This window comes from Mycoplasma bradburyae (assembly GCF_024338845.1).
GTDB classification, from domain to species: Bacteria; Bacillota_I; Bacilli_A; order Mycoplasmatales; family Mycoplasmoidaceae; genus Mycoplasmoides; species Mycoplasmoides bradburyae.
The window spans coordinates 783,635-804,467 of record NZ_CP101414.1 but is presented as its reverse complement, the minus strand read 5'-3'; the positions used below and the strand labels follow the sequence as shown (position 1 = coordinate 804,467).

General features: G+C 27.9%; 17 protein-coding genes. 16 read left to right on the top strand and 1 reads right to left on the bottom strand.

What is annotated here, in order from left to right; all coding sequences use genetic code 4:
• Positions 1-9 precede the first annotated feature (9 nt).
• A complete protein-coding gene (locus tag NMG68_RS03130; protein ID WP_255034514.1) occupies positions 10-1,398 on the top strand; it encodes a nicotinate phosphoribosyltransferase in 1,389 nt (462 codons plus the stop codon).
• Here NMG68_RS03130 and asnA read toward each other — a convergent pair.
• Positions 1,395-2,378: an aspartate--ammonia ligase gene (gene asnA / locus NMG68_RS03125; protein ID WP_255034513.1), complete on the bottom strand. Its 984-nt coding sequence runs from the start codon at positions 2,376-2,378 to the stop codon at positions 1,395-1,397. The genes NMG68_RS03130 and asnA overlap by 4 nt on opposite strands.
• Positions 2,379-2,580: 202 nt before the next feature.
• Between asnA and rpsF the strand changes: the two genes are divergently transcribed.
• From rpsF to NMG68_RS03050, 15 genes are all read left to right on the top strand, one after another.
• Positions 2,581-3,147 carry a 30S ribosomal protein S6 gene (gene rpsF / locus NMG68_RS03120; protein WP_255034512.1) on the top strand — a complete coding sequence of 189 codons (567 nt, stop codon included), beginning with the start codon at positions 2,581-2,583 and terminating at the stop codon, positions 3,145-3,147.
• An 18-nt stretch (positions 3,148-3,165) separates the two neighbouring features.
• On the top strand, positions 3,166-3,831 hold the full coding sequence (locus NMG68_RS03115; protein ID WP_255034511.1) for a single-stranded DNA-binding protein: 666 nt from the start codon (positions 3,166-3,168) through the stop codon (positions 3,829-3,831).
• Positions 3,832-3,869: 38 nt separating this feature from the next.
• A complete protein-coding gene (rpsR, locus tag NMG68_RS03110) occupies positions 3,870-4,196 on the top strand; it encodes a 30S ribosomal protein S18 (RefSeq protein WP_255034510.1) in 327 nt (108 codons plus the stop codon).
• 36 nt (positions 4,197-4,232) lie between these two features.
• Entirely contained in the window at positions 4,233-4,673 is a 441-nt protein-coding gene (gene rplI, locus NMG68_RS03105; RefSeq protein WP_255034509.1) for a 50S ribosomal protein L9, read from the top strand.
• Between the two features lie 5 nt (positions 4,674-4,678).
• Positions 4,679-6,325, top strand: a complete 1,647-nt coding sequence (locus NMG68_RS03100; RefSeq protein ID WP_255034508.1) for a DnaB-like helicase C-terminal domain-containing protein — start codon at positions 4,679-4,681, stop codon at positions 6,323-6,325.
• Position 6,326: 1 nt separating this feature from the next.
• Positions 6,327-7,934 carry a hypothetical protein gene (locus tag NMG68_RS03095; RefSeq protein ID WP_255034507.1) on the top strand — a complete coding sequence of 536 codons (1,608 nt, stop codon included), beginning with the start codon at positions 6,327-6,329 and terminating at the stop codon, positions 7,932-7,934.
• Between the two features lie 20 nt (positions 7,935-7,954).
• Entirely contained in the window at positions 7,955-8,638 is a 684-nt protein-coding gene (locus NMG68_RS03090; RefSeq protein WP_255034506.1) for a uracil-DNA glycosylase, read from the top strand.
• Positions 8,639-8,681: 43 nt separating this feature from the next.
• Positions 8,682-10,058: an Asp-tRNA(Asn)/Glu-tRNA(Gln) amidotransferase subunit GatC gene (gene gatC / locus NMG68_RS03085; protein ID WP_255034505.1), complete on the top strand. Its 1,377-nt coding sequence runs from the start codon at positions 8,682-8,684 to the stop codon at positions 10,056-10,058.
• Positions 10,059-10,061: 3 nt separating this feature from the next.
• Positions 10,062-11,510, top strand: coding sequence for an amidase family protein (locus NMG68_RS03080; RefSeq protein ID WP_255034504.1), 1,449 nt, complete (start codon positions 10,062-10,064; stop codon positions 11,508-11,510).
• Positions 11,503-12,927: an Asp-tRNA(Asn)/Glu-tRNA(Gln) amidotransferase subunit GatB gene (gene gatB / locus NMG68_RS03075; RefSeq protein WP_255034503.1), complete on the top strand. Its 1,425-nt coding sequence runs from the start codon at positions 11,503-11,505 to the stop codon at positions 12,925-12,927. Before NMG68_RS03080 ends, gatB begins: the two co-directional genes overlap by 8 nt.
• 5 nt (positions 12,928-12,932) lie before the next feature.
• Positions 12,933-14,663: a hypothetical protein gene (locus tag NMG68_RS03070; RefSeq protein WP_255034502.1), complete on the top strand. Its 1,731-nt coding sequence runs from the start codon at positions 12,933-12,935 to the stop codon at positions 14,661-14,663.
• A 42-nt stretch (positions 14,664-14,705) separates the two neighbouring features.
• Positions 14,706-15,386 carry a Holliday junction branch migration protein RuvA gene (gene ruvA, locus NMG68_RS03065; RefSeq protein ID WP_255034501.1) on the top strand — a complete coding sequence of 227 codons (681 nt, stop codon included), beginning with the start codon at positions 14,706-14,708 and terminating at the stop codon, positions 15,384-15,386.
• Positions 15,373-16,293: a Holliday junction branch migration DNA helicase RuvB gene (ruvB, locus tag NMG68_RS03060; RefSeq protein ID WP_255034500.1), complete on the top strand. Its 921-nt coding sequence runs from the start codon at positions 15,373-15,375 to the stop codon at positions 16,291-16,293. The genes ruvA and ruvB overlap by 14 nt, the downstream gene beginning before the upstream one ends.
• A gap of 64 nt (positions 16,294-16,357) precedes the next feature.
• Entirely contained in the window at positions 16,358-17,800 is a 1,443-nt protein-coding gene (locus NMG68_RS03055) for a hypothetical protein (protein WP_255034499.1), read from the top strand.
• Between the two features lie 586 nt (positions 17,801-18,386).
• Entirely contained in the window at positions 18,387-20,819 is a 2,433-nt protein-coding gene (locus NMG68_RS03050) for a hypothetical protein (protein WP_255034498.1), read from the top strand.
• Positions 20,820-20,833 lie beyond the last annotated feature (14 nt).

Below are 20,833 nucleotides of genomic sequence, written 5' to 3'. Positions count from 1 at the left end.
AAAATCAATATGTTAAAACACGAAAAAAACGTGTTAGTTTCAGACGAAATAAACGAGCATTTAGTTAATTTAATACCTGTCGATGCTTATAAGTTATGTCATAGATTAATGTATCCTAAAAATACAACTAATCTATTTTCAACACTAACAGCAAGAAAAACATCATTAAAAAATATTACAACTCACGCATGAAATGCTGAATTAACAACTAAAGTTGTGTGTGATATCATCGATCGTTTCGTATATTCATTAATTGAAATGTATAACGAAAAAGATGACGAAATTAAAAACTTAATAAGAAATAAATTATATAGCGTTTTTAGTAACAAAGAATTCAGCGATGATTTTACAAAAGCGTTAATAGATGTATCGAAATACGCAAACGAACACAAAAGACTACCAATAATTATTTCGGTAAGAAAATCTGATCAATATATTAACTTTAACGAACCATTATTGACGATATGCGGCGAAGAAGGTATTAATAAAAAATATGTTTGATTAATTAATTATTTTGAAACTATTATTTTGCAAAATATATGACAATACCAAACATCGTTAACAATTGCAAGAGAATTTTATGATTTATGTTCAAAATATGCGGTAAAAACAGCAGATTTTGATGATTTTGTTAAATATCAATGTCACGATTTTTCAATGCGTGGAATGAGTTCTTTTAAATCATCTATTTATTCAGCTAATGCTCACTTACAATACTTTAATGGAAGTGATTCAATTCTTGGTGGTAACAATGCTGAATCTGTTATAGCTTCTGAACATAGCGTTATGTGTGCTGATGGTGAAGAACAAGAAGCTCAAACATACGAACGATTATTAGATATATTTAAGGACGGTATTTTATCTTTAGTTGTCGATTCTTGAGATATCTGAAATGTTTTAGATAACATATTGCCAAATTATAAAGAAAAAATCTTATCAAGAAAAGGAAAATTAGTTGTAAGACCAGATAGCGGAGATCCTATCGAAGTTATTTGTGGTAAAAATTACGATCCTAACGACAAATCTACTTGAGGGACAATTCATTATTTAGATCACCACTTTGGAAGCAAGATTAATTCAAAAGGATACAGAGAACTTAATGAAAAAGTTGGTATTATTTATGGCGACGCTATTACATTAGCTAGAAGCGAAATGATTTTACAAGAACTTGAAAAACAAAAATACTCATCTAACAATATAGTTTTCGGTGTAGGCGCTACAACTTATCAATCATCTACTAGAGATACCCTTGGTTTTGTGATTAAACTTACAGCAATAGAAAAAGAAATTAACGGTAAAACCGAATGATTTAATATAAAAAAAGCTCCTAAGACCGATCAGTCTAAGGAGTCTTTAACTGGTAGATTTTTTAACGAAAATTTAGTAAGAATTTACTAAAGTAATTCAATCCCTTTTCTCTTAGCTTCTTCTAATACATCATCAGATCATTGTGAAGCTTGCACTTCTCCAATGTGATCTTTTTGCAAGAAGAAATAACATAATCTAGATTGACCAATCCCTCCGCCTACAGTTTGGTGTAATTCGCCGTTGATAAGCTTTTTATGAAACATTAGTTCTAATCTTTCTGTTTGTTTAGATTCTTCTAGCTGTTTAATTAATACTTCTTTATTTACACGAATACCCATTGAAGAAAGTTCTAGTGATTTTTTAGATTTAGGGTTGTAAACTAAAATATCACCGTTTAATGATCAATCATCATAATCAGGTGAACGACCATCATGAATATCGTTATTTGAAAGTTTTTTACCAACTTGCATAATAAAAACTGCTTTTTCTTTTTCGCAAATTAGCTGCTCTCTTTCAGATGGAGTTTTATCGGGATATAAATCTAATAATTCTTGTGTGGTTATAAAATAAATAGATTCTGGTAATAAGTCTTTTTCGCTAAAAATACCGTATTTTTCATTAATTTTTAATTGACATTCCTTAATTACACTATAAATTTTATTAACGGTCGATTTTAAAAATTCAATGTTACGATCATTTTCATCTATTCTTAATTCTCAATCTCATTGATCGACATACATTGAATGAGTTTCATCTAAAACTTCATCCATTCTAATCGCATTCATATCAGTGTACAAACCTTGATGTAAAGGAATGTTGTATTTAGCTATTGAATATCTCTTTCATTTTGCTAAAGATTGCACAATCTGACAATTAACGCCATTAGTTTTAGATTTAAACGATACTGGTGATTCCCATCCATTTAAATTGTCATTTAATCCTGAATCAGAAGATACAATTAATGGAGCGCTTACTCTTACTAAATTCAATTTATTTGCTAAAGCATTTTGAAATAAATCTTTAATATATTTAATCGCTAGTTCTGTTTCTAGCAGCGTTAACTTTTTCATTTTTATACTTTTTTCTATATTTTTATTATTTGTGTTGCAGGTAAATTATATAAAACAAGAATTTTAAGCTTCAAAAAACAGAACAAAATGGTAAAATATACAAGACATATTTGCTTTATCTAATCTAATTAAAATTCAAAATTAATTAATCAGAAAATAAATAAGTCAATTTTCATACCCAAGGATTAAAAAAAATATACAAATGGCAAAATATGAAATTATGTTATTGGTAAGCGGAAAGCTTAACCAAACTCAAGCGCAAGCTGTTAATAACGAATTAAAATCAGTATTCGGTGACATAGAAATAAAAGAAGAATACTTAGGGCAAAAAACTCTAGAATATCCTATTAATAAGGAAGTAACTGCTCATTACTACAACTTATTCTTAAACAGTGATGCTCAAAAAGTTCACGAGTACAAACGTGTATCTAGCATTAGAACTGATGTGTTAAGAACTTTAATTATTAACACTGAAAAAGACTTTGGTTACAGAGCTACACAAAATGAAAAGAAAGTAGCTATTGCTAAACAAAAACAAGCTAGATATGAAGAAATCATGAAGCAAGTTCAAGAAAACGGATTTTTCCAAATCAAAGGAAGTAAGAGAAATTCTAAAGTTGAAAAAGCTTCAGCAAAAGAAACTTGAATTTTAAGAGAAAAATTCGGTGAAGATTTACCAGAACAAAAAATTCCAGTACTTAGAAAAGTTAATTTAACAAAGAAAACAACTGCTAAAACTACTGAAAACAAATCTAAAGCAGAAAAATAAGTTTTAAAGTAAGGTAATATGAACAAAGTAATACTTATTGGAATGTTATCTGAAGATCCCAAAGCTTTTGAATATAAAGGTCTAAAAGGCTGTGAATTGAAAATTGTTGTTCAACAAAACGATTTGCAACAAAATAATTACCCAAGAGATCCTTATATTTTTCAAGTGAATCTTTGAAACAAAAACTTAGATTATGCAATGGATTTTCTAAGAAAAAATGATTTAGTTTCGATAGAAGGTTATTTAAAATCAGAAATTCAGCAATCTACGAATGGTAAAGAATATTTAAGATTATCTATTTCAACTGAAAAAATTAGAAAAATTCCTTTATCGTTTAACAAGAGCGGAAACAGATCATTGCCTAATGAATATAAATTCAATCGCATGGATCAAACTTTATACAACAGTTTTAATAAGTCGAATTATGATTCATATTCTAATGATAACAATCGTTTTTCTAATGAAGACTACTTTGAACCGCCTGCAACAACTGAAATTAAAGACTATCGCGAATCGCACGATATAGAAGATATCAAAAAAATAGAGCCTCAAGAGTTTGCTAAATTCAAAACCCCATCTAATTTCAACCCTAAAAGAAATTTAATAGATGATGAGGATGATAACGATTCAGATAGTGATGATGGTTTTATGAGTATAGATGATTGAATGAACGATAAAAAATAAATACTAATAATAATTAATAAATATTAAGGATAAATACAATGAGCGACATTACAAAACAACCAGCTAACAACATTAGCGAAGACAAAAAAACGCCTACACAAAAAAGCAATCAAAAATCTAATTTTGAAAACAACAAAAAGAAATTTTTCTATAAAAATAAATCAAGAAAACTTTGTCACTTCTGTGCTAAAGGTATCTTAAAAGTTGATTATAAAGATGTAGCTACTTTAAGAAAAAACATCAACTCATACGCTAAGATTGTTTCTAGAAGACAATCAGGTAACTGTAACCTTCACCAAAGACATGTATCTAACGCAATTAAGAGAGCTAGAATTGTAGCCCTACTTCCATTCGTTAAAGAATAATTTATTTAATTAAAATAAAACTACGAGGTTTCGTTTATGAAAGTTATCTTAATTAAAAACGTTCCAAACTTAGGTAAAGCTGACACCGTAGTTAATGTATCAAATGGTTATGCCAAAAATTATTTGTTTAAAAATAATTTAGCTGTTCCTCTAACAAACGAAAGTCAAAAACAATTAGATTTAAGAAATACAAAACGTTCAGAAGATCATGACTTACTTTTGTTAGAAGCTAAAAATTTAAAAAAACAATTAGAAGGTGTTAACCTAGAATATTCCGTTAAAACAAACCAAGAAAATAAAGCTTTCGGGACGATTGGTTTTAAAAACATCATTGATGATTTAAATAAAAAACATATCCCTGTTACTAAAGACATGCTTGATACTAAGATGAAACTTGATATCGGCGAACATAAAGTTAATATCAAAATCTTCGAACAAGTACATGCAACTATTTTAGTTAAAGTATCAAAAGCATAATATACATGTTAATTAATCAATTTAATAACCCAACAGACGATTTTTACGACGAGAACAATTCTGATGAATTAGATAATAATTCTGTTTCAGATCAGTTTGAAAGTGAAGAAATGGTTATTGCTGAGATAGAAGCGTATAATGATATTTACAATAAAAATATCGTTTCCTTTGATCCGGCTCAAAACGAACTTTTTAAAAAAAACCCACTTTTTTTATATAAATGCTATCGTTTAGAATTAATTGTTTTAAGCTGTCTTGTTCATAAAATTCCCGGTTATGAAATTGCTAGAAGAATATTAAACAAAGAAGATTTTACTGGAATTAATAGATATATCTTCCAATGTTTAACTAACGATTTATATGTTAATCAAACCGATGGTTCAATTGATAATATTCAAACTTGAATCAATGAAAATTTTTCATTAGATAATAGCCAACAAGATTCGTTAACAGAAGTATGTTCATATATTAGAGCTCATACGAATATTAGTGCTGATAATTTTGCGAAATTTTTGAACAACCTGATCGAACATAGTAAGTTTAGATCTGTTTATTACCTTACATACAACTTTTTTAATGACGCAAATTTTGATAACAAAAATATTAATGGCCCTTTAATTCCACTTGATCGTTTTGAAAAACAAATAAATGAAATCGTTAACCGTTCAATTCAAACAGATCTTGATTCAATTGATAAAATAGCTGATGATTTTTTAACTAAAATCAATAATTTAATTAATGCTAAAAAAAACAATATTTACTCAACTGGTTATGCTGGTTTAGATAAATATTTAAGTGGTTTAGTGCCAGGTAATTTAGTCGTAATAGCTGCTCGTCCTGGACGAGGTAAAACTGCTTTTGCTTTAAATATTTTATATAACATAGCAAACGAATTAAATGAATATAAAAAAGCAGTAAAAGATGATCTAGATAACTATAATTTAGATGATGAATTAAATGAAGATAATGACATTTGTCTTTTTTATTCAATCGAAATGAACTCGGATGAAATTTTAGCTAGATTAGGAAGTTTACATTCTAATGTAAGTTTTAAACTTTCAACTGCTACACAAATTTATTCAAGTAAAACCAGTTCATACCAAAAGTTTGCTAATGGTATTAAAGTTTTAAAAGATTTGCCGATCTATATTAATTCATCGCCGCAAACGTCGATTAAAACGATTTATAATGACTTGCACTATTTAGCAAGTATTAATAAAATACCTAAAATCATCATTGTTGACTACTTGCAACTAATTAATACACATGATTTAGATGCTGTTAAAAATAGATCAAGACACGAAGCAATAGGTTTTATTTCAGGTAGTTTAAAAAGAATTGCTAAGCAATATAATGTTCCAGTAATCGCTTTAGCTCAATTATCTAGACGTATCGAAGAAAGAAAAGGAGCTGACGCTGTTCCTATCTTGTCTGATTTAAGAGAAAGTGGAAGTATTGAGCAAGATGCTGATATCGTAATGTTTATTCATTCTTCAACTCCTAATAAAAAAGGGCAAGATGTGGATACTTACGAAATGGAAAAGAAATTAGATGTAGTAATGCATATTGCTAAAAATCGTTCAGGACCAACAGGACAAGTTAAATTTATCTTTGATAAAGAACATTCAAAATTCGAAGAGGATAAAGATTAGAATGAAGAAAAAATATCTATCAATACCAACATTAGTATTAGCTAGTTCGATGGCATTAAGCTCTTGTTCTACCGCTATTTTTAAGCGTAACAATCAAACATATTCTAAATTTACTGAAATTCTAAAAGATCCGCAAAATCCAGATACTTCAGCTAAACAGGTTGTCTATATGTCATGAAAACAAAATGATATTAGACAAGCAGCAGCTGCTTTAGATGCTAAAAAAAATAATACTCAACAACCATACCAAAATTTCTTTAGCTATGCATATGGGGATTATGGAACAAACAATACTCCAATGTTAAATAACGATGCTGATCTATTGTTTAGATTATTCTATGAACAAACTTTTATTTCTGTATTAGGTTCAATCGTAATGCCTTCAATTCAATATTCAAGTAATTTATCAAATTATCTTGAACATAATAAAAAAGAAGATTGAACAAGTAAATTATTTGGTGTTGAAACTGATAAAATAGCTTCACAAAAAGCTTTTTACCAAGCTTTTTCTAATACTTTATTAACCGGTAACCAAGAAAACAATTATATTTTTACGCCGATTGATTTCAAATTTCATTTTGAAAAATTAACTCCTCAATTAGTTAGTGATAATAAGATCTATGATGTTCGAGCTTATAATAATAAATATAAGTTAAATGCTGCTGAAATCCAAGATGCAAATATTTTTAAAACATCTAATTATTTAACTAAGTTATATGCTATTAAAGATATCAACATTACCTTTGGTTTTTACTCTGTGGGACTAGATAATACAGTAGCTCCTGATCGTAGTGCTTATATTACTTCTAAAGAAGATGCTAGATTTACTGCGCTTGCTAATAAGTTTAATGAAGTTTATAAAAATAAATTAGAAGCTCCAGTATTCAATTTAAAGCTTAAAGATCTTGGATTAATTGTTAGATACAATATAGTTAAAAAAACAACTAGCAGCAATAACGAATCTAATAATGCAACCGCAAGCAGTAATACTACAACAGTTAATCCAACAGATTATTTAATTCAACCTTCTTCAATTGATAGCATTATCCCGTTAAGTTTATTATCTAGTAATGATCTTGTATATAAATCTGGTGATTTAAAAGATCAAAAAGTTGGTTTCAAAAAAGAATGAACTGACAAACTAGTTGATTTAACCAAAATTTTATCGCCTGAAGAATACAACGATAATACTAAGAATACTAATAACTTTGTAAATCAATCTAATAATATTAAAGCGGCTACTGGTTCGTTCTTTAATTTAATTAGCAAAACCCATTTTAATGTTATTGATCAAGATTACGTAATTGATAACAACTATTTAGGTGCTAATTTATTTAATTACTATTCTTGATATTTTGATAAGTTATCTTTATTAGATAAATACACAAAGATCGATTTAACGATTCCAAAAAATGACAAAGAGATTTTAGATCTTTCTAAATCTAAAGAAAACAGTTCTAGTGATATGGATAATAATTCTTCAACAAATAATATGATGAATTCTGATATGATGACTGATGCTTCAAATGATTCTGGTGTTATGACTGATTCAATGAATTCAAATCAACCCGCAAATGATTCATCGTCAAGCACGCCTGCAGCGATGTAAGTTTAACTTAATCCTTAAATATGCTTAATCAATTAATTAGCGAAATTAAAACTGATTGAAAAAACTTAATTACCGAATTTTTTGATGAAAATAAAAAGATTTTTAACAGATTAGATGAGTTAATTAACACAAGACTTGAAAGTAATAAATTAATTCCTAAAAAGGAATTAATTTTTAATGCATTTAACTATTTTGATTATCAAAAAACTAAGGTCGTAATCATTGGTCAAGATCCTTATCCTAGTGTTGATAAAGCTAATGGCTTATGTTTTGGCGTTAATACTAATAAAATACCACCTTCATTAAGAAATATTGTTAAAGAAATGAAGAATAATCTTAATTTATCTGATCAAGATCTAAATAAATTTGATTACTCTTTAAGTCATTGAGCTAAACAAGGTGTGTTATTAATTAATACGATTCTTACAGTAAAACAAAAATCAGCTTTAAGTGATATAAATTTAGGATGAGAAGAATTAATTAAATTCTTGATCATTAAATTGCTATATTTAAAGCCACAACCAGTATTTGTTTTATGAGGGAATAAAGCAAGCAGTTTTTTAAAAGAATTAGATATTAAGTTTGCATTAAATTCAGCCCATCCCAGTTTTTTTAGCCAAGAAAAGTTTTTTAATAATAATCACTTTAATTTGGTTAATGAAATTTTAAAAAAGAATGGTATTAAGCCTATAGATTGGCTTTAATAATATTTATGTAATTTATAATTACAACTAGAAATAAAGCTTTATGAAAGAATCATTTATCCAGCCAACGAGTTCGTTTGCTATAACTGTTTTTGCGATTATCATAGGGTTAGTAATTCTTTTAGCTCTAGCTAAAAAAACCTACTATTTCTTGTTTCAAAAAAAACGGTATTACACAATTCCTAGATTCTCAGTGATAGGTATGACGAATGTGGCGATGGTGATAGCGATAGCTGTTGCAATCATCCTATTAATTAGCGCTATAACAGGTGGATTAGCATCCATATTATTTAGGGTCTATCCGGGTACTAGAGTTTCAATTGAAACAATTCTAGTGAAAATTTCAGGATTATTATTTGGTCCTATTATCGGGATGATATCAGGGATTATTATTGATCTCTTAGCAGTCACATTATCAGCTGGATTTTTTCATTACGGATATTTTGTTGTTGCGATATTAACAGGAATGTTATCTGGAATGATTCGATCGTTATTGACAACATCTAAATATTCTAAATATCGAAATTTTTCGTTATCAATATATTTAAGTTTATTAGTTATTTTATCGTTTTTAGTAACCACTTTCCTAATCTCAAGTATGCCTGAGATTAGTGTTAATAAAGGATTTGATTTATCGATTCCAGGAATTTCTCAAACGAAGCTTTCGTCAGTTGCTTTTACTTGAATTATTCTAGGTTTTGGAATTGGAATTATTGCTTTTGTTTGAATTACTTTTTTAATATATAAGCTAACTTCACTTAATAATGTTAATGCTTTAAGTGGTTTTACTCATAAAAGAGAAATTCATTGTAATCACAAACATATTATTACAATAGATGCCAGAAAGAATTGGTATTCATCATTAATTTCATTAGTCTGTTTAGCGGGTGTTAATGCTGTTCTAGTTAATCTTTTCTTTTTACCTATCTTTGATAAAGAAATTACTGGTCAGCCTTATCCATTCTGAATTTCGATCAGATTAATCGCTAATCCAGCGCTGTTTTTAATTGATATTATAGTAATCTATCCTGTTATTATGATCATTCAACCAATAATGAAATATAACTATGAGGATGAATTAACAGAAGATTTAAATACACCATTGTTTATTAAAAATTGAACAAGTAGAAAAAAAGGTTCTAATATGAAAATAAATAAAGAAGATTTAAAAAAACTTTCAAAGCTAGTTAAGTTTGAATTAGATGAAGAACAAATTGAAAAGTTGCAAATGGAGTTTGATGATATTTTAAGTAACTTCAAGGAAGTTGAAAAACTAGATACAAGTAAGATAAAATCAATGAACTATCCTATTAGTAATAGTTCTAATCAATTAAGAGATGATGATGTTGTGTATCTAACTGATAAAGAAATCATTCAAAAAACTGCTAAGGAAACTTTAGGAGATTTTGTTAAGGTATAGCTTATGAAATCAGAAATTTTAAAACTTAATAATCAATTAAGAAAAAAAGAAGTTACGCCTGAACAATTAATTAAAAATTCATTAAAATTAATTCATAAGTACTCATGAACTAATGCTTATTTATATGTAAATGAAGATTTATTAAGTTCTAGTTCAAATAGCTTCAATCCAGATAATCTTAATAGCTCTTTATTAGCTTATATTCCTTACAGTTTAAAAGATAATATTTCGACAAAGAACATTAGGACGACTGGAGGATCAAGATTTTTGGGGTCTTATAAACCACCATACGATGCAACAGTTTATAAGATTCTAGAAAATATGAATGCTTCTATGATGGCTAAAACCAATATGGACGAATTTGGATTAGGTGGTACCGGTCTAGATTCTGGTTTTGGTTATACGCATCACCCGATATCTAAAAAATATGCTCCAGGAGGATCTTCTTCTGGTAGTGCTATTAGTGTTGCGAATAACTCTGTTGTTTTTAGTATCGGAACTGATACTGGTGACTCTGTTAGAAGACCAGCTAGTTTGGTAGGTGTTGTAGGTTTTAAACCTACATATGGTTTGATTTCGCGTTATGGTGTATTTCCTTACGCACCATCACTTGACCATGTAGGGATTTTTGCTAGATCAGTTATTGATGTGGCTATTGTAGCTGATGCTTTAACTCAATACGATTCAAAAGATTTTACATCACAAAAAACAACTAATAAATTACTTAATAATTTATTAGAATCTGATTCATTTAATAAAAAGATTCGCTTAGGTTACTATAAGAATTTAGAGCCTTATATGTATGAAGATGTACTAACGGCTTGAAAACAAGTAATTGATTTCTTAAGAAAAACCAACAAGTTTGAGATTGTTGAACTTGAGTTTGACATCAATTTATTAAAAGCGACAATTCCAACTTACCAAATGTTAAGTTTCCCAGAGGCTAATAGTTGTTATGCTAATCTGACTGGTATTCCATTTGGTGAAAAAGTGGAAGGTGATAATTATGATGAGAAGGTAATTAATGCTAGAACTAAATTATTAGGAAATCAGATCAAAAGAAGATTCACAATCGGAGCTTATATTACTTTAGCTAATAATTACGAACCGCTATTCAAAAAAGCGCAAAAAGCGCGAAGATTAATTGTTGAAGAGTTTGAACGTTCAAAAAAATCTGTCGATGTTGTTTTCTCATTAGGTGCAAGTAGTTTTGCGCAAACAATTGATGATATTAAAGAAGGAATAGCAAGTTCTAACTTAATCGATGATTTCTTAAGTATTGCTAATTTTGGTGGACATCCATCCATTACTATTCCAATGATTAAAAATCGCGAAAATCTTACAATCGGTTTAAATTTAGTATCAGATCAATTTAAAGATGAATTAGTTGTAAAAACAGCTCATATAATCGAAACAGAATTAGATAACTATGGAGGGAATATAAATGCATAATTTCCAACCGACAATAGGTATAGAAGTGCACGTAGCTGTAAATTCGAAGACAAAGATGTTTTCTCCATCAGCTAATTCGCACACAGATAATCCAAACAGCAATGTTCACCCGATCGATTTAGGATTACCAGGAACAATGCCTGAGCCTAATGCTTTGGTAGTTAAAAAAGCTTTAGTATTAGCTAAAGCTTTAAACATGAAAAATGTTGATCACCACGTAAGATTTGATCGTAAAAATTATTTTTATCAAGACCTACCTAAGGGATATCAAATTACCCAACAACATCACCCAATAGCTACGAATGGTTATGTTGAAATCTCTAATAAAAAAATACCAATTCAGCGTTTTCATATTGAAGAAGATACTGCCAAACAATTAAATCAAGATAACAAAATTTTATTAGATTATAACCGAGCAGGTTCTCCATTAATTGAGATTGTTACTGATCCAGTGTTTGAAAGCGGACAAGAAGTTAAAGAATATTTAACAAATCTAAGAAGAATCCTAATTTTTAATGATATCAGCGACGCTAAGTTAGAAGAAGGTTCTATGCGTGTCGATGTTAATGTTTCGATTCGTCCATATGGCGTGAAAAAATACGGAACAAGAGTTGAAATCAAAAATATTAATTCGATTAATAATGTTGAAAAAGCGATTAATTACGAAATTAATCGACAACAAGAAATGCTTTTATCAAACCAAGGTTTGATTCAAGCCACTATGCGTTATGATGATCAATTAAATCAAACTGTATTTATGCGTGAAAAGACTGATGCAGTTGATTATCGTTATATGTTTGAACCGAATATTATAGGTATCCAACTTGATCAAGAATTTTTAGAACAAACTAATCAGATGCCAGTTTTTGATATTAAGAAACTTGAATCAGAATTATTAGTTCAAGGGCTTGATAAACAATTTGTAGATCTGTTATTAGATAATATCTTTTTATACAGAAAATTAAATGAAATTAACAGTAAAATTGATGATTTAAGCTTGGTGTCAAAATGATTATTAATCGAATTAATTGGTCGTGTTAATAAATTAAAATTAAAACTAGAATTAATTAACCCAAAATGATTTGATGGTTTAAGTGATTTGCTTGTAATGATTAAAAATGAAGATTTAAACCAAAAGCAAGCAAAAGTAGTTTTAGATGAAATAATTAAATCAGATGAAACAGTTGCTCAGATAGTTGAAAGACTAAATATGAAGCAAATCAAAGAACCTGGTGAAATCAAAGCATTGCTTGAACCGATTTTATTAGAAAACATTAATGTTTTAAATGATTACGATACACGCAAAGAACGTGTAGAGAAATTATTAATAGGTTTATTGATGAAAAAAACTAATGGTCAAGCAAACCCTAATGTTAGTATCAAAGTATTAGATGAATTAATTCAAAAACACAGATAGATAAAATGAACGCTAATAATACATCATATATGAGTATCCAATCAATTCTAATTATTCTTTTAGCAGTAATTGCTTTTGTTGTAGTTGTATTATATAGCGTTTATTTTGTTATATTTATCCGCGTTCGTAGATCAATTAATAAGAATTATAAGTTTAGAGAAAAGTATAATCTTTTATCTGCTAAAAATTACAAACAAACAATTTTGCAAATAACAAAATTATCTAATAAACGATCACAACTTGCGCATGTTGTTGAGTTTATTAATAAGTTTAATGATTTTTATCGAGAGCAAATTGATGCTGTTTATGAACCAATTAAAGAATTGAGTAATTTTGACTATCATTTTGATTTTCAATACACAAAGAAAGCTTCAAAACAAATTTCTTTATATCTAGATAAGGCTCAGAGTTTGGATGAATCATTTAACAATATTAAAGGTGATATCTCAGCATACAAAAATAATTCATCTGCCTTAGTAGTTAATTTTAAGGAATTGTTTGATGATTTAGTTAAGTTTTTAGAAAGATATATATTACCTTCATTTGATAATAGTGAGCTATTAAAAATGACTAATTCTTTTTCATCTTGTTTAGCTAAGTTAGAAGATGCTTCAACGATGTTAATGAATAAGAATTTAGCAGCTTTTATCGAACATTTTCTAAAAACTTGTCCAACTCTTATTAATACTTGCAAAACATATTTCGTTCTTAATAAGTGAAGAATAAGACTAAAATATTTATTGGAAGAAATGCAATGTTCTTACAATCAATTATCTAAAGAACAAAACTTTCCTTACGAATCTAAACAACGCGTTCAGACGATTATTAAATATACAAACAAAGAATTAAATGATGTGTATGATGCTTTAATTAATCGTAATTTTCATTACGCTGAAAAAGTAATGAAGGATAAGTTTGAATTGATTTATCGAACTAAAAACGAATTAGATTTAGAAATCAAATCAATGAGCACGATTTCTGTAATTTATGAATCGTTTCAAAGATGAATTGAACATTACATAAGTAATTTTGAGAAATTAAAAAACAAACTTGATACCTTTATTCTTAACTTCAAAAAAGATCATATGTTAATTGAGCAGATTAAAGAAATTAATTACAAATCAGCTCAATTAAAAACATTGGTTAATGAAATTAATGATGATAATAAGAAATCTTATAGCCATAAAGAATATCTAGTTTTAATTAGCAGTATTGCAGATAACGCTATTAAATTAAATGATATGATCGAACATTTAATTAAAACAATAGCTGATAATATTGCTGTTTATGAAAACTTTTTATTTAATACAAATAACTTAAGATTGCAATTTGGAATGATTAGAAATTATTTCATAAAAAATGATATCAAGAATGATAAATTGTATAAGTTGATTGCTGACAATACCAATGAATTAAATATAATGGAAAGTAATTTAAATAAAAATTACAAAGAAAACATTGTTAAATTCGATGGTTTGCATAGAAAGATGGAGCGTCACTTTCTTGAAGCGTTAGCTATATCAATTAAAGAAGTTGAATTAAAAGAACTATGTCAATATGCATTTATGTTCTTGAATAAATATATCTACGAATCGCAAGATATTAATAACTATGTTACTGATTTCAGAAGAAGATTATTTGCGAACGGATCTTATGAAGAGTGTTTAATAAACCTAATAACCTTATTAGAAAAAATGAAACGTGCAGCAAAAGATAATCAAATTAATCTTTTTTAATTCTTTTTAAAAAAATTGACATATCTTGAACAGGAGTAGAATATGATAACTTCTGTATATGCAAAAATAGAATATGTTACAAGCACGAAAATGTTGTTTGTTGCCAATAACTGAGGTTATTGGGTTAATGTAAAACCAAATAGCGGTTTTAGTAGATCTGATACAAATGTATTAATCTTTTTACATGAATTAGCTTTTGTTACGCAAAATAACTCTTTAAGTAAAGAATTTTATGCTTTCAAGAGTTTAAAAGAAAAAGAATGATTTAAATCGTTGTTGACAGTTAATGGAATTGGACCTAAAACAGCAATTAATATTATGGCTAACAATCAAGATGATGTTTTGTCGTTAATTAAAAATAATGACCTAGAAGGATTATTAAAACTAGAGAATATGAATAAGAAAATTGCTACGATCCTTCTAGCGTCTGATATTGCTAATAAAGGTTTCTTAAGAAGTCAAATTCTGAATGATAAAGAAAATGAAGAAGAGTCTAAAAGCAAAAAGCAAGAAACCAACCAATTCCAAGCTGATATAGATGAAGTGCTATCAGATTTAGTTATTGAGGCGATAGATTGTTTAATAAATTTAGGATATAAACAAGAACAAATTCAGAGTGCGTTGTGTGAAATTGATTTCAAAAAAGAAACAATTAATGACTCAGCTGATTTAGTTGCAGTTGTTATTAAACAAATAGGTTTAAGAACAAGTGAAATTAACTAGACCAACAAATTTCAATGAATTTATAGGTAAGAATGAATTAAAAGAAAAACTTTTAACATTCATAAATGCATCAATTAGTCAAAACAAATCTTTAGACCATGTCTTATTTTATGGACCACCAGGTGTTGGCAAAACATCACTGGCCCAAATAATAGCAAATGAATTAAAATCAAAAATTAAAATTCTGCAAGCATCACAAATTCAAAAACCATCTGATTTACTAAATGCTTTTTCGTTATTATCAAAAAATGACGTGTTGTTTATCGATGAAATCCATTCATTAAATCCTGCCATTATGGAACTATTATTTCCTGTAATGGAAGATTATGTTATTGATATTTTAATAGGCAAAGATTTTAATTCTAAATTTACAAGAATGAAATTACCACCCTTTACTTTAATAGGTGCGACAACAATGTATGGAAGAATAATTGATCCATTAGAAGAACGATTTGGTATTTTATTAAAACTCGATTATTATCAAGACGAAGAAATTTTTGAAATCATTAAGACGGCTAATGCTAAGGATAAAATTAAATTATCGGATGACGAAATACAAAGCATAGCATTGAATTCCAAAGGAACGCCAAGAAATGCGTTAAGAATTTATAAACGGGTTATGGATTTTAAGTTATTCAATAAAAAAGAGAATATTCATCAGATACTAGAAAAACTTAATATCCACAAATTTGGCTTATCCAATCTAGATCTAGAATATTTAAAAGTTTTTGAAAATAACCCAAAACAATATCTTGGTTTGAAATCGCTTTCATTAATTAGTGGAATTGACGGATTTACAATTGAATCAAAGATTGAACCATATTTAATTAAACTATGTTTAATTAAAAAGACTTCTAAAGGTCGTCAAATAACCCAAAAAGCAATCGAATATTTTAAAGATAATTAGGTTCCTAATTGTCTTATTTTTTAAATTTATTAAAATTACCAAGATATTATTGTTCAAAAAACATATGAATCAAAAACCTAATCCAGCAATAGACAAGAATAACAATTTGCAGCAAGTCATAAGACCTTCTGTTAATATCGCTAGCAAACAACAACCAAGACCTAATGCTAATATTTATCAAGCGCAAGCTCAAATTGTTAATGCTCAGACAAAGAAAGATGGATTAGATAGTCCTAATAAAATACAACAAAGACCAAATCCTAATCTAAACCAAAATAATCAACCTAACAATATTGCTCTCGGATTAAATCCTAGACCTAATTTAAATGCACAACAAAGACCTAATCCACAACTTAATTTAAGTCAAAATCCTAATAATTTAAATGGTAATTTAAATCGACCAAATCCTAATTTAAATAACCAACAATTAAATAATAGAACAATTAATTCTAATCAACCTGGCACTCTTAATATATTAAATAAGTTACAACAAAACCCTAACAAACCAAACGAAAATATTAAATCAGATGCTCAAGGATTAAATAAAAGACCGGCTAGTTCGCTTAGAGATTTTGTTGCTCAAGATGAAACAAATTCAGTTGATGATGAAGGTGAGATAGAGGCGCCAATTACTTCATTAAAAAGTAATGAACCACAACAAGCAATCTTAAAAGATTTCAATCAAAACCAAAAAGTTGAACAATCAAAACCAGTTGAAAAACCTCAACCGATTAATAAAGCACAATCAATTCAACCAACACAACAGCCTCAACCAGTTCAACAAATCCAAGAATCACCAAACCCTGCCCCTGAAGAAACAGCAGAAGAATTAAAGACTACAACTCCTCAAGCGCCTACTCCAACTCCTGCCCCTGCGCCATCAGCTAAACAACCATCAACACATCCATCTGGAATGACGCTTGAAGATTTCATGCGCAAAAAACTAGAAACTAATCTAGTTGTTGTTGATGAAGAAACTTTAAGAAAACAGCAAGAAGAGAAAGATTCTAAAGCAGTTGCAGTTGTTAATGAAAATCAAGCTGCTCCAGAAGAAGAATATCAACAACCCGAAACTTCTAGCTTTGATCTTCAATATGATGTTTGAACATTAGATCGACTTAAAAAATTCAGTTTAGCATCAATATTTATGGGGATTTTTTCATCTCTTTTAGGGATTGGTGTTTTAGCTCTTTCGATTTTATATATCCTAAATTCTTTAGAGACATTAAATGTTTCAAAAGCATTAAATCTAAAATCTGAAACACTAAATGCGATTTTAGTGGCTATCTCAATTGTGTATGTAGTGATTAGTTCAATATATCGTGCTCTCGCATTAGTTTGTGTTTTATCAAGCAATCAAATAAGTAGTCAGAAGAACTTCTACAGTTATGACTTTGATTCGTTAAAAGCACCATTGTCATTCAGTGTATTCTTCGAAATAACAAGTTTAATATCTTACCCAATGTTGCTTTCTAAGATATCTAAAACAGTTAATCTTCTAAAATAATTAGATAAATGAACATTAAATCGGTTGGTTTAATGTTCATTTTATATTTATCTTTTATGAAACTGATTTCAGACATTTTATTCTTGAGAAATAAATAAAAAAACAAAAATGTTAATAAATAAGCCTCTAAGATTGAAAATAATAAAAGTAGTATAAATTACTAGGTTACTTAATAAAAACGCTACAAGGGCTATTTATTAGCGTTTAAGGGCTATGTTTAGAAAGATTAAAAACAATTTATCTTAATAGCTAACTCATATTTTATTGTCAATAATAATTTTTATTAAGGAAGAAATAGGTATATCTTAGATAATTGATTCAAGAAAAACTTATTTTTTTAAATTTTTCAAATTTGCTTGTTTAACCCTTATTTAAAGGTAAATTTACTTCCTTATTATATATGAAGGGTTTTGCTATATAAAAACTAACCAAAATCATTACATTTTTAAAGCTTAAAATCAACATAAACAGATTGCAAAAACTTAATAATATAAATAATATTATTAACAAAAATTGATGTAACAAACCTCTTGAAAACAACTTTTTAGATCATTAAAATATTCACACAAAGCCAAGTGCATTCAGTATGAAAAATCAACGCATTAATAAAATCTTTTTTTTAAGCTGCTTGTCATTATTACCAACAGTAGGTGTTACTGCTGGTTTAATCGGCAATTCTTACAGCACTAATTCATTCAAATCATCTCAAATTAATCAATCTGCTACATTAGTAGAAGAAGAAAATCAAAAACAACTTCAAAGATGAGATAACGACTTATCTAAATACAAATACATTGACAATGACAAAACATTATTCTTAGGAAAAAATTTCCTTAGACTTAATAACGCTGTTGTATTTGATAAAGAACAAAGAAAATTAATTCAACAAACAACAATTGGTGTTTATGATGAATTAAACAACCAATTACAATCTATTGTTTTATCTAACGATTACAAACAACTTTATTTTGTAGATGATAACGATCCAACAAAAGGCTTTGTTGTATCAGATGATTTAAATAATGCGATTTATTATCCTATTGATTTAGATACTGGTTTAATTGATCAAACAAATGCTTGAGCTATAGCAACTCAAGAAAAAGCTAGCAACGTTGCCGCTTACTTATCAACTCAAGTTGATGAACGAAATGATTTAATAAAGAATGCTAGAATTGTTAGCTTCAGCGTTAATGACAATCAATTAAAAGTTGTTGTTTATAACCAAAATGGTAGTTTTGAAGTAGAAAACATTCCAGCAATTAACAAAGCATTTACATCAATTAAAATTGTTAAATCATTTTCAATCAACAACGCTTTATTTACTGGTATCAACTTTTTTGATGATGAAAATAATTTAGTCGGTTCACAAATTATCAATATTAAAAATGGAGCATATGTTCCAGGTGGTGCTAGCTTTGATATTAACCGACAAATCAATGCAATGGTTTATGATGCTGATCACAATGCGATTTATGCTCAATACCATTTCACTAACGACAACACTACAAGAATGTGATATTACTCGATTTCTCCAATCGATCAATTTGGACAAATCGGAACAATGCCAAATGAGAATTACTTTTCAGATTTAATTTTTATTAAAGGTGAAGGTATCGTTGGGGTTAATAAACAAAAAAATAACTTAATACTATATCCTTTTGAAAGAGAAAGAATTTTAGCTGCACCTACTTTTAAAGATGTTGCTTCAAGTTATACAAACGACTTTTTCAAACTTAATTCTGATAAAATAACAAACATTATTTACGATCAAAAGAATCAAAAGTTTAATGTTTTTTATAACAGTAATATCTATGTTGACGGATTAGTAAGTTTTAATTTAGCAGACTTTAAAAAGAAATCTGATATATATTCAAATATTGTTCCAATCTACATCGATGAAGCTAAATTAATCGATGAAATGAACAAACAAGAATATCAAGAAAGCTTTGCTTCAGTTTATGCTAAGAATGAAATGAGAAATGATTTTAATAAGTTTTTAGTAATACCTGAGTTTTATAAAAATTTAGAAAATCAATCAAAAATCGCACAAGATAAGAGTTGAAGTTTAATTTATAATTCAGATGAAAATCTTGGATTAATTAACATCAAAATAAAGTTAAAATACGGCGAAAAACAATTAAATCTACTTGATCGTGATATTTTTGGTTTTGAAGCAGTTAATGTAAATGATATTAAAACTCATTACAATAAAAATTCACCATTACTTGATAAAACGCCAACAGAAATTAGACGCTTACTTGATGACGAAAAAACTGTAACTGAAACAAAACGAGCAATTTTTGATCTTTACGGTTTTGATGCTAAATATAAACAATTACCATTTGATGTAAAAATCAAAGATAGTTCAGTATTAGGTGATATTAGCTTTATCTTTAGCTTTTTAACAATAAAAGATAATAAAATTCAAGCTAACTTTAAAAAAGAACAACCTAAAGATAGCTTAGTAAAACAGGATGCAACAATCGATTCAAATACGGGATTATTAACATTTGATAATAACTTCAAATTATCGATTGAACGCTGATTTATTCCGGTTGTAGTTATTGCAGCGATCCTTCTAATGATGGGTATAACAACATTAACTTATTTCTTATTAATTCAAAGAAAATACCCTAAATTATTAGCGAGTATTAAACAAAGAATTAATTCAACTCCGAATAATGAAGACGAAGCAGAAAATATTGAAATTAACGGTAAAATTAATATAAATCAAATTAAGAAAAATCAAGATGAATATGTTGATTTATATCAACAAAGTGAGGTTAAAAAGAAAGAAAGAATAACAGAAAATCTTAAGCTAGTTACAATTGAAAAAAGAGTAGATGAAAATACAACTAGAGAATTAACAAGCGAACAAACTAGTTCAACTAAAAAAAGTCAATACAATGACTTCTACAGAAATAAAAAAGCAGCTACTATTGACATCTTTCATCAAAAGATGGCACAAGATCAATTAAGTTGAAACCCAGAAATAAAATTAACAAAACAAATCGGATAATCTAAAATTTAATA